Annotated in this window: 11 protein-coding genes; 7 read left to right on the top strand and 4 right to left on the bottom strand. The window is 57.1% G+C overall.

Annotated elements, in window-relative coordinates; all coding sequences use genetic code 11:
* A complete protein-coding gene (gene tamB, locus ACQUTI_RS21510) occupies nucleotides 1-3,777 on the bottom strand; it encodes an autotransporter assembly complex protein TamB (protein WP_186602564.1) in 3,777 nt (1,258 codons plus the stop codon).
* Nucleotides 3,774-5,507 (bottom strand): autotransporter assembly complex protein TamA, encoded by a 1,734-nt coding sequence (gene tamA, locus ACQUTI_RS21505; RefSeq protein ID WP_023319583.1) that lies wholly within the window; start codon nucleotides 5,505-5,507, stop codon nucleotides 3,774-3,776. Before tamA ends, tamB begins: the two co-directional genes overlap by 4 nt.
* Nucleotides 5,508-5,716: 209 nt before the next feature.
* On the opposite strand from tamA, the gene msrA reads away from it, so the two are divergent.
* The 5 genes from msrA (at nucleotide 5,717) to araC (ending at nucleotide 12,237) form a co-directional block, all read left to right on the top strand.
* A complete protein-coding gene (gene msrA, locus ACQUTI_RS21500; RefSeq protein ID WP_032456893.1) occupies nucleotides 5,717-6,355 on the top strand; it encodes a peptide-methionine (S)-S-oxide reductase MsrA in 639 nt (212 codons plus the stop codon).
* Between the two features lie 180 nt (nucleotides 6,356-6,535).
* Nucleotides 6,536-7,873 (top strand): hemolysin family protein, encoded by a 1,338-nt coding sequence (locus tag ACQUTI_RS21495; protein WP_004206485.1) that lies wholly within the window; start codon nucleotides 6,536-6,538, stop codon nucleotides 7,871-7,873.
* A gap of 200 nt (nucleotides 7,874-8,073) precedes the next feature.
* Nucleotides 8,074-9,306: an oligosaccharide MFS transporter gene (locus ACQUTI_RS21490; protein ID WP_186602566.1), complete on the top strand. Its 1,233-nt coding sequence runs from the start codon at nucleotides 8,074-8,076 to the stop codon at nucleotides 9,304-9,306.
* An 18-nt stretch (nucleotides 9,307-9,324) separates the two neighbouring features.
* Complete coding sequence (locus ACQUTI_RS21485) at nucleotides 9,325-11,334, top strand: beta-galactosidase (RefSeq protein ID WP_186602568.1); 2,010 nt, start codon at nucleotides 9,325-9,327, stop codon at nucleotides 11,332-11,334.
* 30 nt (nucleotides 11,335-11,364) lie between these two features.
* Nucleotides 11,365-12,237: an arabinose operon transcriptional regulator AraC gene (araC, locus tag ACQUTI_RS21480; RefSeq protein WP_004206480.1), complete on the top strand. Its 873-nt coding sequence runs from the start codon at nucleotides 11,365-11,367 to the stop codon at nucleotides 12,235-12,237.
* Nucleotides 12,238-12,298: 61 nt separating this feature from the next.
* Here the strand turns inward: araC and ACQUTI_RS21475 are convergent, their stop codons facing one another.
* Complete coding sequence (locus ACQUTI_RS21475) at nucleotides 12,299-12,505, bottom strand: DUF1107 domain-containing protein (RefSeq protein ID WP_002886707.1); 207 nt, start codon at nucleotides 12,503-12,505, stop codon at nucleotides 12,299-12,301.
* Between the two features lie 324 nt (nucleotides 12,506-12,829).
* On the opposite strand from ACQUTI_RS21475, the gene ACQUTI_RS21470 reads away from it, so the two are divergent.
* The gene (locus ACQUTI_RS21470; protein ID WP_004206478.1) at nucleotides 12,830-13,387 is read left to right on the top strand and encodes a YtfJ family protein; all 558 of its coding nucleotides are present in this window, start codon (nucleotides 12,830-12,832) and stop codon (nucleotides 13,385-13,387) included.
* Here ACQUTI_RS21470 and cysQ read toward each other — a convergent pair.
* Nucleotides 13,377-14,120, bottom strand: coding sequence for a 3'(2'),5'-bisphosphate nucleotidase CysQ (gene cysQ / locus ACQUTI_RS21465; RefSeq protein WP_428923361.1), 744 nt, complete (start codon nucleotides 14,118-14,120; stop codon nucleotides 13,377-13,379). The genes ACQUTI_RS21470 and cysQ overlap by 11 nt on opposite strands.
* Before the next feature lie 191 nt (nucleotides 14,121-14,311).
* Between cysQ and cpdB the strand changes: the two genes are divergently transcribed.
* The gene (gene cpdB / locus ACQUTI_RS21460) at nucleotides 14,312-16,255 is read left to right on the top strand and encodes a 2',3'-cyclic-nucleotide 2'-phosphodiesterase (RefSeq protein ID WP_186602570.1); all 1,944 of its coding nucleotides are present in this window, start codon (nucleotides 14,312-14,314) and stop codon (nucleotides 16,253-16,255) included.
* Nucleotides 16,256-16,309 lie beyond the last annotated feature (54 nt).

Below are 16,309 nucleotides of genomic sequence, written 5' to 3'. Positions count from 1 at the left end.
CTAAAACTCAAACTGATAGAGCAAATCGAGCGCCTGGTCGATGCCAGACACCGCTTCCACATATAGCTTAGGCATCAGGCGATAACGTAAAGTCAGCGTCGCCAGGGAATCGAAGATACCGACCCCGTATTTTACCTGCAGACCCGGCAGTACATAGCCGCTGACCACCACCTGGGAAGAGTCGCCTACCCCTTCGGTGTCCAACGCCAAATTGCTTACGCCAAACGTCTCGCCGATTTTACCCACAACCTGACCACTTTGTGCAACCCCCATACCAATAAGCATTGAGGTCATCGCGGCGCTATCGCTCTGTCCGCTGCTCAAACCCTGGCCGCGCAGCAGATAAGACAGCGCTTCCTGCTGGGACATAACCGGGTCAGAGAAGATCTCCGCTTTCGGCTGATCGGCGGAGCCGGTGACGCGAACGCCGGCGATCACGTCGTCTTCGGTGGCATCCGGGTTACGAATTGCTTCGATATTCAGTAATGGCTGATCCGGCGGACCGGAGAACAGCAGTTCCCCTTTGCGCACAATCAAATCCTGGCCATAGGCGTGGAAGCGGCCGTCCGGAATATTGATCTGCCCGTTGAGTCCCAGCCCCTGCTTGTCCTGCGCCACTTTCAGATCGCCGGTCAGACGCGCTTTCAGACCGAAGGCTTCCAGACGAACGTTGTTGCCGACGTGAATGGTCAGGTTGCTGTTGATCGGGATCCCGGCGCTCTGCTGATTAATCGGCTTGAGGTTTTTGTCGAGCATCACTTCATCAGAAGACACGCCAACCGCGCTCTCCGGCACTTCGTTGACCACGATCCGCGCCCAGGGCACATCCACCTTGCCATCGAGGTTGAACAGGCTTGGCGTGGCGGTAAACACCACGTCCGGCGATACATCGAGACGCACCATCGGCGGCACCGTGATCCGCACCCGGCTGCCTTTCGCCGCAATTTGCGCCCGCCAGTTATCGATCTGCGTCCAGTCGGCGTTGCCGCTGAGGGCGATTTGCCCCTGACGGGTGTTCACCGTCCCCTGCAGGGTCGAGCGCGTGCCGTTGAAGTTCATCGCCAGCTGGCTCGGCTGCATATCAAACGGCATAAAGTTGCCGTCGATATCCACCCCGCTTAACTGCATCTGGCCGAACAGCTGCGGACTCTTCACGTTGCCGCCCAGGCGCAGACGGGCGTTGAGCCTTCCCTCCGCCTTTTCACCGCGGGCGAAAATCGGGTTGATCATCGCCAGCGAGAAGTTGCTGATATTGACGTTGCCGCCGAGGTTACGCCGCCCCTGCGGGTCGGTGACCTGCACCTGCCCATCCAGCTGGCCATTGTTGGTCAGGCGGATAAGCCAGCCCAGCTCCGCGCGATTGTTATGCAGATCGGCGCTGAGGTTCAGCGTATCGAACGCCACCGGCAGCGGGGCGTCATTGACCACCTGGGTCACTTTGACGTTGCGCCCGCTGAGGGTCACTTTGCCCTGCGGCAGCCCCTCCTTGGTGGTGTCCCAGCTGACATCGGCATTACCGGTAAAGACGCCGCTGGCCTGGGTCGCCTCCGGCATAAACGGCTTGAGCATCGCCAGGTCGAAGCGGTTGAGATTCACCCGCGCCCGCCCGCTGGCGCCTGCGTCAATGGTCTCAGGCACGCAGAGCTCGGCGTTCGGGTTGGTCCAGCAGTGTGGCCCGATGCTGATTTTCTGCTCCTGGTTGCGGTAGTCCAGCGCGATACTGCGCGTCAGCGCCACCGGACCCACCGGCGTCTGGAAGCGGGTATCGCTTAGCGCGCCTCTCCAGCGCTCGGCCTGACGATCGAAGCTGCCCGCCAGCGCCAGCTGGCCGGAAACCGGATCGCCTTGCACCCGCAGCCGCAGCTCATGCTGCTTCTCAGTGCCTTTGGCATTGAGCTGCACCAGGCTGATATTCACCCCCGGCTGGCTGATGCGATCCACCCGTACGTCCAGGTTGCCGCCAATCTGATCGGTGGATTTCACATCCCCTTTGACGTTGACCTGGGCGATGGTCAGCTCCTGCCAGCGCAGCGCCCGGGCGGTGATGTCCGCCAGCAGCTGCGGCGCATCGACAGTGCCGCGCACTTTCACCAGCCCCTTCGCCGTCCCGCCGAGCCCCGGCAGCGCATTATCCAGGTGCGGCGCATCGATGGTGGCGTCGAGATTCAGATCCTTCACCCCCAGCTCGCCTTTGATATCGGCGCTGTTCGGGCCTAACGCCAGATGCAGCCCCGGGATTTTCCACTGCAGATAGCTGTTGCCCTGCAGCGAGCCCGAAACATCCACCTTGTTCTGTTTCACGTTGCCGGTAATTTTCAGCTCCGGCACCGACATCTGCCAGCTGCCGCCGTACAGGCTGCCCTGGGTCTTGATCCTGCCATTGAGCTTCGATGGCCAGTCCGGCACCTCTTTGGCGGTGTTGATGCCGTCGAGGGTCAGCTCGCCGCGCCAGCTGATCGCCTGCTGCCAGTCGAGGAGCGCTTTCAGCTCGGTTTTCCCTTCCAGGGCATTGACCGTCAGCTTGTCGAGATTGATCTGCCGCTCATTGCCTTTGGCGTTGAGGGCGATTTTCGCCGGCGGCAGCGACTGGCCTTTCACCGCGGTGGAGAAGGCCAGCGCATAGTCGGTCATTTTGCCGCTGAACTTCAGCTGGACGTCGTCGGCCTGGAACTGCTTCTCGCCGCTGAACGGCCAGGCGAGCTGCTTACTTTTCAGCTCCATATTGAGCGGCAGCCCGGCCTCCGCCAGCTGCGCGTCCGCCCGCATCGTGGCCGCGACCGGCCCGCTTAAGTCCACTCCGACCTTAAGCGTTTTACGTATCTCGCCGCCCACCTTCAGCTGCACCTTCTCCCCTTTCATCGGGTCGACGTTCAGCGTTCCGGCGAGGGTGATGTCTACCGGCCAGTTATCCTGTAGCTGGGCGCTGCCCGAAGCGCTGACCTTGCCCTGATCGGAGTCGATGTCGAGGGCGTCGAGCTTCATCTGCCCGTCGATACTGCTGACTTTCAGCAGCAGGTTGTACACGGTGATATCGGTATCGCCGGTCAGGCGCAGCTGCTCGCCGCGGAACGCCTGAATATTGAGGTTAAGCGGCAGATGGACATCGGTCATCGCCGGCAGCACCGGCTGCGAGAAGAGGTCGGTCATCGTCTCGCCGAGCGGTTTCTCCTGCGGCCGCGGGTTGTCGATTTTCGGCTCGACCACCTGCTCCTGCGCCACTTTCGCCACCTTCGGCAGAGCGATCAGCAGCCCCTGCAGCGAGGTCGGCGTCAGGGTCAGGTTTTTCTCCTGCCAGTTCAGGCCGGTGGAAAAATCGCGCACGGAGACCGCGGTATCGTCGATTTTGACGTTGATGTTATGCAGCGCGACGCGGCTGAGGGCGATCGGATAAGGGGTGGAGAGATTCAGCGGCCCGCTCTCCTCTTCCTCGACCGGCGCAGAGGGCGGCATCTTCGTCGTATCGACGGCGACGTAAATATCGCGCAGCGCGATGTCGTTTACGCACAGACTGCTGTCCCACAGACAGCGCAGCCTGACGCTGAGATGAAACTGGCCGGCGGTCACCGCCACGCCGGGCTGCTCATAGCGGACATTATCGAGGGTTAAATCACGCCAGCCGCCGGTCACTTTGCCGATTTCCAGCCCCGGTACCCAGCGATCCGCCGCTTTGAACACCAGATGCAAGCCGGTGGTGGTGCCCACCAGGAACCCGACGGTGCCCAGCAGGAGAACCAACACGATTAATACGCCGAGGCTTATCTTCTTCCATAAACTCATAATTCAGGCCCCAGACCGATGTAAAACTGTAAACCATGCTCTTCTTTGTCGCCGATTGGCCGGGCGATATCCAGCTTGATCGGCCCCACCGGCGACTGCCAGCGCACGCCTACCCCGGCGCCGGTTTTGAAATCACTCTCGCGAATATCGCTGACCGCTTCGCCGCTATCGACAAACACGGCGCCCCACCACTTGCCACTGACGTTGTACTGATATTCCAGCGAGCCGGTGGCCAGCTTCGAGGCCCCGATCAGCTTGCCGTCATCGTCCTTCGGCGAGATGGATTTGTATTTATAGCCGCGAATACTGCGATCGCCCCCGGCGAAAAAACGCAGGTCCGGCGGCACCTTGTCAAAGTTATCCGCTTCGATCCAGCCCAGGTTGCCGCGCACCACAAAGCGGTGGCGGTCATAGAGGGTACGGATCCAGACGTCCTGAGCCTGCATCACGATAAAGTTGATGTCCGAGCCCCACATGGTGTTGGAGTAGTCCACCGAGTAGCGCTGGGAATCGCCCCAGGTAGGCATCAGGCCGCCGCGGGAGCGAGTGCGGTTCACCGAGACCCCGGGGTAAATCAGCATGGTGGTGTTGGTGACGTTCGCCTGGGTAAAGTGGTCCAGGCTCCAGCGCAGGTTAATCGCCCGCTGCCAGCCGCTCGACATCTCCCAGAAACGCGAGACCCCCAGGGTGGTGGAGTCGGCCTGGGTGTCATTGAGATCGGTACGCTTAAAGCCGCCCTGCATCAGATAGTACTGCTCGAGCGGGCTCTTGAGCAGCGGGACTTTATAGGTGAAGTCAAACTGCTGCTCCGGGGCGGAGAGGCTGACGCTGGAGGTCAGACTGTGGCCATAGGAGTTCATCCACGGTTTTTTCCACGTGGCTTTCACCCGCGGACCGACGTCTGTGGAGTACCCTACCCCGGTTTCCACGGTGTTCTCTTTGCGTGGCGAGACAACGCCCTGCAGAGGCAGCACCTTGGTTTTCCGTGACTTAGCAAAATCAGGCGCCACCACCACCGAACTGAACCACCCGGTCGCCGCCAGGCGGCGGTTTAGCTCAGCCAGGTCCTGCGAGGTGTAGTAGTCGCCCTCTTTAAACGGCACGAGGTTTTGCAGGTATTCATCGCGAATTTGCGATCCGGAGAAGGTGACGTGGCCAAAGCGATAGCGTTCTCCGCTGTCGTAATCGATATCCCAGAACGCCTGATGACGGTCGAGGGAGACCCCAAGCTGGCTTTTATTGAACTCGCTGTCAAAGTAGCCTTTGCGCAGGGCGACGCGGGTCAATGAGCTCTTGAAACCGTCGTAATCGCCGTGGTTGAGCACCGTCCCGATGGCCGGGCGGGTTTTCAACAGCGCCAGATAGTCGCTGTCGGTGCGGGCGCCGCCGCGCAGAATCACCTCGGTTCCGCCAATGCGCACCGGCTCACCCGGGGTCACTTTGGCGATCAGCACCTGACGGCCCCTTTTCGGCGGCGGACGCAGATCAAATTCAATCGTCGGCTCGTAATACCCCAGCGCTTTCAGACCTTCGCGAATGGCGTCATCGACGCGCGCGCGAAAGCGACGATCCGGCGTGACCTCATCACTCTGGATGGTGGAAAGCTGGGCGCGAACGTTTTTCTCCAGCTCTCCGGATAATCCCTCAACCTGCAAACGCACATTCGCTGCGCTGGCGACCCCGCTGACCAGCAAAAGGCTGGTGACACATAACTGGCGGATTTTTAGCACATTTTCTCCTGAATATCCCTGTTTCCCCCTACAGGAAACACTGGCGCCGCTCCACGGCTTAACAAAACCCTAACAACTTAGGGTTGAAAAAGTGGCAATAACCCAAATAATTCTTATGTATTAATCTAGACGTATTACGCGTATTTATTGTGTTAAAAGACACGCTTCGTTACAACCTTAACGACGATTTCTGTATTGAGAGGCCCACCGTGAGTCTATTTGATAAAACGCATCTTGTCGCCCAGGCGGATGCGCTGCCTGGACGCAATACCCCGATGCCAGTGGCGACGCTCCACGCAGTTAACGGCCACTCGATGACCAACGTCCCGGCGGGGATGGAAGTGGCACTGTTCGCCATGGGCTGCTTCTGGGGAGTTGAACGTCTGTTCTGGCAATTGCCGGGGGTTTACAGCACCGCCGCCGGCTACACTGGCGGCTATACGCCCAATCCGACCTATCGCGAAGTGTGCAGCGGCCAGACCGGTCACGCGGAAGCGGTGCGCGTGGTCTACGATCCGCAGGTCATCAGCTATGAGCAGTTATTGCAGGTGTTCTGGGAAAATCACGACCCCGCGCAGGGCATGCGACAGGGTAACGACCTCGGCACCCAGTACCGTTCGGCGATCTATCCGTTGACGCCGGAACAGACGGAAGCGGCAAAGGCCAGCCTCGCGCGCTTCCAGGCGGCGATGAACGACGCGCACGATACCCGTCACATCACCACCGAGATCGCCACCGCCAAACCGTTCTACTATGCCGAGGACGATCACCAGCAGTATCTGTATAAGAACCCGCATGGCTATTGCGGCATTGGCGGCATTGGCGTCTGCCTGCCGCCTCAGGCGTAATTCTGATTTCCGCCTCAACAGCGAGGCGGTTAATGAACGCTCTGGCGGCTTTACATTCCCTTACGCTATACTACCCAGTGTGACAGCCGGTCCAGCGCCTTCGGACCGGTTTTTTATGTATTCCACATTTAAGTTATCAACTTCCCTTCCGAGGATCTGACCTCAACGGTCAGAAAAGATATGTTAAACAGTATTTTAGTAATACTCTGTCTGATAGCCGTCAGTGCGTTTTTTTCGATATCGGAAATCTCACTGGCCGCCTCACGTAAAATCAAACTGAAACTGCTGGCCGATGAAGGCAACGTCAACGCACAGCGGGTGCTGAAGATGCAGGAGAACCCGGGCACCTTCTTTACCGTCGTGCAGATTGGCCTCAACGCCGTCGCCATTCTTGGCGGTATCGTGGGCGACGCGGCTTTCTCACCGGCGTTTCATAGCCTGCTCAGCGGGTATTTGTCACCGGAGCTCTCCGAGCAACTGAGCTTCATCATCTCTTTTACCCTGGTCACCAGCTTGTTCATCCTGTTTGCTGACCTGACTCCGAAACGCATCGGTATGATTGCGCCCGAAACTGTGGCCCTGCGCATCATCAACCCGATGCGCTTCTGCCTGTTAGTCTTCCGCCCGCTGGTGTGGTTGTTTAACGGCATGGCCAACATGATCTTCCGCATCTTTAAACTGCCGATGGTGCGGAAAGACGATATCACCTCCGACGATATCTATGCCGTGGTCGAAGCCGGCGCGCTGGCCGGGGTGCTGCGCAAGCAGGAGCATGAGCTGATTGAGAACGTGTTCGAGCTGGAGTCCCGCACCGTTCCTTCCTCCATGACCCCGCGTGAAAGCGTCATTTGGTTTGATTTGCATGAAGACGAGCAGAGCCTGAAGAATAAAGTGGCCGAACACCCGCACTCGAAGTTCCTCGTCTGTAATGAAGATATCGACCACATTATCGGCTACGTCGATTCAAAAGATCTGCTGAACCGCGTGCTGGCGAACCAGAGCCTGGTGCTGACCGGCGGCGTGCAGATCCGCAACACGTTGATCGTCCCGGATACCCTGACCCTGTCCGAAGCGCTGGAAAGCTTCAAAACCGCCGGGGAAGACTTTGCGGTGATCATGAATGAATATGCGCTGGTGGTCGGGATCATCACCCTTAACGACGTGATGACAACTCTGATGGGCGACCTCGTCGGCCAGGGGCTGGAAGAGCAGATCGTCGCCCGCGATGAAAACTCGTGGCTAATCGATGGCGGTACGCCGATTGATGACGTGATGCGCGTGCTGGATATCGACGAGTTTCCGCAGTCCGGGAACTACGAGACCATCGGCGGCTTTATGATGTTTATGCTGCGTAAAATCCCCAAACGCACCGACGCGGTGAAGTTCTCCGGCTATAAGTTCGAGGTCGTGGATATCGATAACTACCGTATCGACCAGTTGCTGGTGACCCGCATCGATAACAAGCCCACGGTGCTGGTGCCCAAGCAGGCGGAAGCGGCGGAAAGCCAGAACGCCTGAGCGTAATCCTTTCTCTCTCTTAAGGGCGGATGATCATCCGCCCTTTTTATTGCCCGAATGTGAAGCGGCTCACGCCCCACTGCCGATAGCAGATTATTACTGCTCGATAGCGAAACGTTTATGACTCCCCCGTGCGCAAAAAGGTAACGTTGCTCGCGTCTACACGATCATATTCCTGAATAAAGGAAGCGAGGGTTACCATGATAACGTCGAATAAAAATTACTTTATCAGCTGTCTGTTTTTCCTGTTTTTCTTTATAGGCTGGGGATGCTGCTACCCCTATTTATCACTGTGGTTAACGGAAACCATCGGTATTAACTACACGGACGTCGGTCTGGTTTATTCTTTCACTGCCATTGTGGCCGTCTGCGTTCAGCCATTATTCGGTTTTATATCGGATAAGCTGGTGTATCGTAAGAATCTGATGTGGATGCTGGCGATCATTATCACCTTATTCGCTCCATACTGGATCTATGTCTTCGCGCCTCTGTTAAAAATAAATGTGTTCCTCGGCGCGCTGGCTGGCGGCCTCTATATTGGCATGGCCTACGGCGCAGGCTGCGGTATTTGCGAAGCCTACATCGATAAGGTCAGCCGCGCCTCCGGCTTCGAATTTGGTCGGGCGCGGATGTTCGGCGGCATCGGCGCCGCGATCGGCACCTTTGCGGCAGGAAAGCTCTACGGCATCGATCAGAACATGATTTTCTGGCTGGCCAGCGCAGCAGGCGTCTGCCTGCTGGTGATTGTCTGGAAAATGCAGATCAGCACCCATCAAAAGCAGGGGCTGCTGTCCGGCAAAACGTCGCCGGTTACCCTCCGCGATGCCGTCTCGTTGTTAAAAATTAAAAAATTCTGGTTCTTCGCCCTCTATGTCATTGGCGTCGGGGCGGTCTATGAAACCTATGACCAGCAGTTCGCTATCTACTACAGCCATTTCTTTGAGAGTAAAGCCCGGGGTGCAGAAGTCTTCGGTTATTTAACCACGGGTCAGATTTTCCTTGATGCCATCGTGATGTTCTTTGCGCCATGGTTTGTGAATAAAATCGGCCCGAAAAATGCGCTGTTATACTGCGGGCTGATTATGAGCTTGCGCATTATCGGTTCCGCGTGGGCTATTGGCCCGGTATCCATCAGCCTGATTAAACTACTCCATGGATTTGAAAGCTCGGTGTTACTCGTCGCGGCGCTTAAATACATTACCGCTAACTTTAACCCCCTGCTTTCCGCGACGGTTTACTTAATTGGCTTCCAGTTTTCAAAAAGCTTTAGCTCTATTTTTCTCTCCACCGGCATCGGCCATATGTACCAGAGCATGGGCTTTACCAGCAGCTATATCGTGCTCGGCTGTATCGCCCTGTGCTTCACGCTCATTTCGTTTATCACGCTGGATAAAGCACGCGTGTTCTCTTCACAACCTGTGCCCGCGAATTAATGTCAGGAGGTAGTCTGCATGTCTCAGTTATTTTATGGCGTGGCGTATTACGATGAATATATGCCGGAAGATCGGCTGGCCAGCGATATCGCCTTAATGCGCGAAACCGGCATTAACGTGGTGCGTATCGCCGAGTCCACCTGGAGTACACTGGAGCCCGAAGAGGGCCAGTACAATTTCTACCATATCGACCGGGTGCTCGAGGCGATGCATGAGGCCGGCATTGCGGTCATCGTCGGGACGCCCACCTACGCGGTCCCGGCCTGGCTGGCGGCGAAACATCCCGATATTCTGGTCACCACCGTCGCGGGGCAGCAAAAATATGGTCCGCGGCAGATCATGGATATCGTCAACCCGACCTTTCGCCGCTATGCCGAAAAAATTATCCGCACGCTGATGGCCCATGTGCAACACCATCCGGCGATTATCGGCTGGCAACTGGATAACGAAACCAAGCATTACGACAATATTGGCCGCTATATGCAGGAGGGCTTCGTGCGCAGCCTGCAGGAGAAATATCCAGACCTCCGACAACTGAATCACGATTTCGGTCTGGATTACTGGAGCAACCGCATTGACCGCTGGCAGGATTTTCCGCCGGTGGAAAACACCATCAACGCCAGCCTCGCCTGCGCCTTCTCCCGCTATCAGCGCCAGCAGGTCACCGAGTATCTGGCCTGGCAGGCGGAGATTGTGCGCGAGTACGCCCAACCGCACCAGTTCGTCACCCACAACTTCGATTTTGAATGGCGCGGTTACTCTTACGGCGTGCAGCCGCGGGTCGACCATTTTGCGGCGGCGCAGGCGCTGGATATCGCCGGCGTCGATATCTATCACCCGAGCCAGGCACACCTGACCGGGCGGGAAATCGCCTTTGGCGGCGCCATCACCCGCTCGCTTAAGCCGGGCCAGAACTACTTCGTGCTGGAAACCCAGGCGCAGGGCTTCGCCCAGTGGACTCCCTACCCGGGCCAGCTGCGCCTGCAGGCGTTCAGCCATATCGCCTCCGGCGCCGCCATGGTCTCCTACTGGCACTGGCATTCGATTCATAACGCCTTCGAAACCTACTGGAAGGGGCTGCTCAGCCACGACTTCTCGCGTAACCCGACCTGGCAGGAGGCCACCACTATCGGGGCTGACTTTGCCCGCCTGTCGCCGCAGCTGGCGGAGCTGAAGGCCGAAAACGACGTTGCGCTGCTGATAAGCAATGAGGCAATGGACGCCCTCAATCACTTCCGTCCTGGCGATGCCGAGGGCAACATTTATAACGATATCTTTCGCCGCTTCCACGATGCGCTGTATGACCACAATATCAGCCTCGACATCATCCACGATGTAAACGAGGAAACCTCGCGCTACCGAGTGCTGATCGTTCCCGGCCTGTACGCTGCCGATGATGGCCTGCTGGCGCGGATCAATCACTATATCGCCGAGGGCGGCAGAGCGCTTATCGGCTTTAAATCGGGCTTTAGCGATGAAAACGTCAAGGTACGCCGCAGCGCGCAGCCTGGGATCCTGCGGCAGAGCTGCGGCGTCAGCTACAGCCAGTTCACCCTGCCGGAAGGGACGACGGTAAGCTCTTGCTGTGCAGAGATTGATTGCCGCAATGACAATCAGGCTGAGCTGTGGATGGAATTGCTGACGCCCGATAATGGGACCCGCACCTTGCTGCGCTATCAGCATCCGGCATGGGGCGAATACGCCGCCGCCACCGAAGCGGATTATGGCCGGGGACGAGCGATGTATGTTGGCTTCCTGCCGCAGAAGGGATTGATTAGCCAGCTGTTTGATATACTAACCGCCGATATCGCATTGCGCTCGCGCACTTCCGCCTATCGCTTCCCATTAGTGGTCAAAAAAATGCGTAATCGCGCCGGGAAAACCACCCACTTCCTGTTCAATTACTCCGGCGAGACGCTGGAATTTGTCAGCGAGACCGCGGGTAGCGCGCTGCTGAGCGGGGAGACAGTATACGTCGGCCAGCCGTTGCGCCTCAGGGCCTGGGAATTTACTATCATCGAAAGCTAACGACGCGGCGGCGCTCAGGTGGGAGAGAGAATGGAACTGGATATCAATGAGCTACTCAATTTCTCGCCATTGATGAAGACCTTTACCTTCAATGCCTGGGTCGTCGCAGGCTTCACGCCGATTACCCGCGGCTCCACGCTGGACTACTACATTAACCGCCCGCAGGGGATGAAAGGTTACATCATTAATCTGACCCTGCGCGGCCAGGCGCGGGCGAAGGCGGGCGATGGCTTCCTTCTGTGCCGGGAAAACGATCTGCTGCTGTTTCCTCCCGGGGTGCCCCATCACTACGGCAGGGACGAGCACAGCGAGTATTGGGACCATCTGTGGATCTACTTTATCCCCCGCCCCTACTGGATAGACTGGCTAAAGTGGGACCAAACTACTCACGGTATCGGCAAAACAACCATTAACGATCCCGAACAGCTCCAGCAGCTGCGCGATCTGTTCTACGAAGTGATACGCCATCACTCGGCATCCGCGCCGCTGTCGGAAGCGCTGGCGATGAACGCCCTGGAAAGATTGATCCTTCACTGTTTTCAGCGACAGCCCATCAGCAACCGTCACGCCCACGACCCACGGATTAACGCCGTCTGCGACTACCTCAACGCCCATATTGCGCAGGAGGTAAAAATCGAGACCCTGGCGGCGATGGTATTTATCTCCCCTTCACGTCTGGCGCACCTTTTCAAAAATGAACTGGGGCAAACGGTTTATGCATGGCGGGAAACGCAACGCATCAACCGCGCCAGGTGGCTTATTCAGAGCACCTCGCTCCCGCTTAACAAAATTGCTTTATCGGTAGGCTACAGCGATCCGGTCTATTTCACCCGCTTGTTTCGTAAACATAACGGTATTCCACCGGGCGAATATCGCAAACGCTATGCGGAAATGAAGGGTTAAAAACATCAACGGCTCCCATCGGGAGCCGTCTTTTACCTACTACGTACTGCTACGTTTCAGGTTATGCCATCTCAGTTTGCAGACGCAACACCTGACGATTGACTTCGGACATCACTGACAGATGCAGCTTGTCCTTGACCTTCGGGATAAGGATTTTGCCCTTATCAAATTCAAATGCGCCAACGTCCTTGATGTACAACCGTCCACGAAACAGGATCTTCACGTACTTCGCCACTTGCAGCGGATTGTAGCGTTGGAAAATTTTCATTCTTCTCTCCTGCCAGGGTTACGCTCCTGTGGTGCCACAGTTAGCCCACGTATCGGGAGCGCAAATTTTAATGCCCTAAAACTATAGTCCAGAATCTCAGAGGGACCCAGTATGTATAAGTTTATTTACCCTTTGATGACAATAATTCAGAATTTTCGTTTCAGACATACGATGAAGTAAGTATAAGTCGCCGTTTTTCGACTAATTTGTGCGTCAACACGCAAACTGGCATCCTCATTGCGGGTAATCACCACCAATCGCACTTATGATTAAACGAGACCAAGTGGTCGGATCACCTGCACAAAAAATGATTAAGGAAACCGTATGACCCTACGTAGCATACTGGCCGCCTCGTTACTCCTCGTGCCGCTGCTGGCCTCAGCGCATAACTTTGTCGATGGCCAGCGCGTGGCGCCGGTCGGCGTCGCGGATCGGGGCGAATTAATTCTGGATAATGATAAGTTTAGCTATAAAAACTGGAATAGCTCGCAGCTGGCGGGAAAAGTGCGCGTCGTCCAGCACATCGCCGGACGCTCGTCAGCAAAAGAGAAAAATGCCAATCTGATCGAGGCGATTAAAGCGGCGGGCTTCCCGCACGATCGCTATCAGACCACCACCATCGTCAATACCGACGATGCCATCCCGGGCACCGGTATGTTTGTGCGCAACAGTATCGAAAGCAATAAAAAGCTCTTCCCATGGTCGCAATTTATCGTCGACAGCAATGGATTGGTGCGAAAAGCCTGGCAGCTGGACGAGAAGAGCTCGGCGATTGTGGTGCTGGATAAGAGCGGGCGCATCCAGTGGGCCAAAGACGGCGCGCTCACTCAGCAAGAGGTGCAGCAGGTGATCGACCTGCTGCATAAATTGCTTAATAAATAGAGACCCGGAAGCCGGGATTGAGGAAGGATTCACGCGGCGTGTAGTCGAGGGTTTTGCCCTGCCAGTCGTGAACATGCGCCCCGGCGGCGACCGCGACGGCATGGCCGGCGGCGGTGTCCCAGGTGCTGGTCGGCCCGAAGCGCGGATAGAGCTGGGCCTGGCCTTCCGCCACCAGGCAGAACTTCAGCGAGGAGCCGATGGAAGTGGTCTGGTGCTCGCCCAGTTGCACAAGGTACTCCTGCAGCTCCGGATCGTTGCCATGGGAGCGGCTGATCACCACCAGCGGTGGACGGGCATCGCGGACCTGGATCTGCTTGCGCACGCCGCACTCTTCTTTCCAGGCTTTGCCTTTTTCCGCGCTGTACATCACCTTCATCACCGGCGCATAGACCACGCCCAGCGTCGGCTTGCCGTTTTCAATCAGCGCGATATTAACGGTGAACTCGCCGTTACGCTTAATAAATTCTTTGGTGCCGTCCAGCGGGTCGACCAGCCAGTAGCGCTGCCAGTGCTGGCGCACTTCCCAGGCCGGCGGGTCCTCTTCCGACAGAATGGGAATGGTGGCATCCAGCGCCTGCAGGCCGCTGACAATGACTTTATGCGCCGCGATATCCGCCGCCGTGACCGGAGAATCATCTTTCTTGCTGGCGACGTTGATCGGCTGGTTTCCATCGTAGACTTCCATGATGGCATCGCCCGCGTTCCGTGCAAGCTGACATACTTGTTCTAACATTCTCCACCTCGTCTGGTTACAGTGGCGTTAACTTGTTGTTTTATTTATATCGCATCACCGCAAGTTCCGCTATCTGTGATAACGATGGCGGTTTCTCTGCCCGCTTTTCTGGCAAGATTCACATTTCTGTAAGCAACAGAATATAAATACATTTTCTTCTGTGCTATCGCTCATAAAAAAGGACGCCTCTGATGATTAAGTTTAGCGCAACGCTCCTGGCCACGCTGATCGCCGCCAGCGTCAACGCCGCAACGGTCGACCTGCGGATCATGGAAACCACCGATCTGCACAGCAATATGATGGACTTTGACTATTACAAAGATGCCGCCACGGAGAAATTCGGCCTGGTGCGTACCGCCACCCTGATTGAACAGGCGCGGGCAGAAGCGAAAAACAGCGTACTGGTGGATAACGGGGATGTCATCCAGGGGAGCCCACTGGGCGACTACATGGCCGCCAAGGGACTGAAAGAGGGCGATGTTCATCCGGTGTATAAGGCGATGAATACCCTGAATTATGCCGTCGGCAACCTGGGCAACCATGAATTCAACTACGGCCTCGACTTCCTGCACAAGGCGCTAGCCGGGGCGAAATTCCCCTACGTGAACGCCAATATCATCGATGCCAAAACCGGCAAACCGCTGTTCACCCCGTACCTGATCAAGGATACCCCGGTTCAGGACAGCGAAGGTCAATCCCACACCCTGCGCATCGGCTATATCGGCTTTGTGCCGCCGCAGATCATGACCTGGGATAAAGCCAATCTTAGCGGCAAAGTGACGGTCAACGACATTACCGAAACCGCGCGCAAATATATCCCGGAGATGCGGGCGAAAGGGGCTGATGTGGTGGTAGTGGTCGCTCACTCCGGCCTCTCCGCCGACCCGTATCAGGCGATGGCCGAGAACTCAGTCTACTACTTAAGCCAGGTGCCCGGCGTTGACGCCATCATGTTCGGCCACGCCCACGCGGTATTCCCAGGCAAAGACTTCGCCACCATTAAAGGCGCGGATATCGCCAGAGGGACGCTGAACGGCGTACCGGCGGTAATGCCGGGAATGTGGGGCGATCATCTCGGGGTGGTCGATCTGGTGCTGAACAACGACAGCGGCAAATGGCAGGTGACTCAGAGTAAAGCGGAAGCACGGCCAATCTACGACGCGGTGGCGAAGAAATCGCTGGCGGACGAAGACGGTAAGCTGGTGGCGGTGCTGAAAGCCGATCACGACGCTACTCGCGAGTTCGTCAGTAAGCCGATCGGCAAGTCCGCCGACAACATGTACAGCTATCTGGCGCTGGTGCAGGACGACCCGACGGTGCAGGTAGTCAACATGGCGCAGAAAGCCTACGTCGAACACTACATTCAGGGCGACCCGGATCTGGCGAAACTACCGGTACTCTCCGCTGCCGCGCCGTTTAAAGTCGGCGGGCGTAAAAACGATCCGGCGAGCTTCGTGGAAGTGGAAAAAGGCCAGCTTACCTTCCGCAACGCCGCCGACCTCTATCTCTACCCGAACACCCTGGTGGTGATGAAGGTCAACGGGAAGGAGGTCAAGGAGTGGCTGGAGTGCTCTGCCGGGCAGTTTAACCAGATTGACCCGACCAGCAGCAAGCCGCAGTCGCTGATCAACTGGGACGGCTTCCGCACCTATAATTTCGACGTGATTGACGGGGTGAACTACCAGATCGACGTCACTCAGCCGGCCCGCTACGACGGCGAATGTCAGATGATCCATCCGCAGGCAGAGCGTATTAAGCACCTGACCTTCAACGGCAAACCGGTCGATCCGCAGGCCACTTTCCTGGTCGCCACCAATAACTATCGCGCGTACGGCGGTAAATTCGCTGGCACCGGCGAAAGCCATATCGCCTTCGCCTCACCGGATGAAAACCGTTCAGTGCTGGCGGCGTGGATTGGCGCGCAATCGAAGAAGGATGGCGCGATCCATCCGGCGGCGGATAACAACTGGCGTCTGGCGCCGATCCACAGTAAGACGTCGCTGGATATCCGTTTTGAGACCTCGCCTGGCGACAAAGCCGCGGCGTTTATCAAAGAGAAAGCCCAGTATCCGATGCGTCAGGTGGCCGCCGATGATATCGGCTTCGCCATTTATCAGCTGGATTTGAGTCAGTAATCCCTGTTCCCCGGTGGCGCTGCGCTTACCGGGGCTACAGGGAGTGATACATTT

The organism is Klebsiella sp. 7-CIP_Kleb., assembly GCF_050378655.1.
GTDB classification, from domain to species: Bacteria; Pseudomonadota; Gammaproteobacteria; order Enterobacterales; family Enterobacteriaceae; genus Klebsiella; species Klebsiella quasipneumoniae.
Note: the sequence above shows the minus strand (reverse complement) of the source record. Positions and strands in the feature narration are given on the sequence as shown.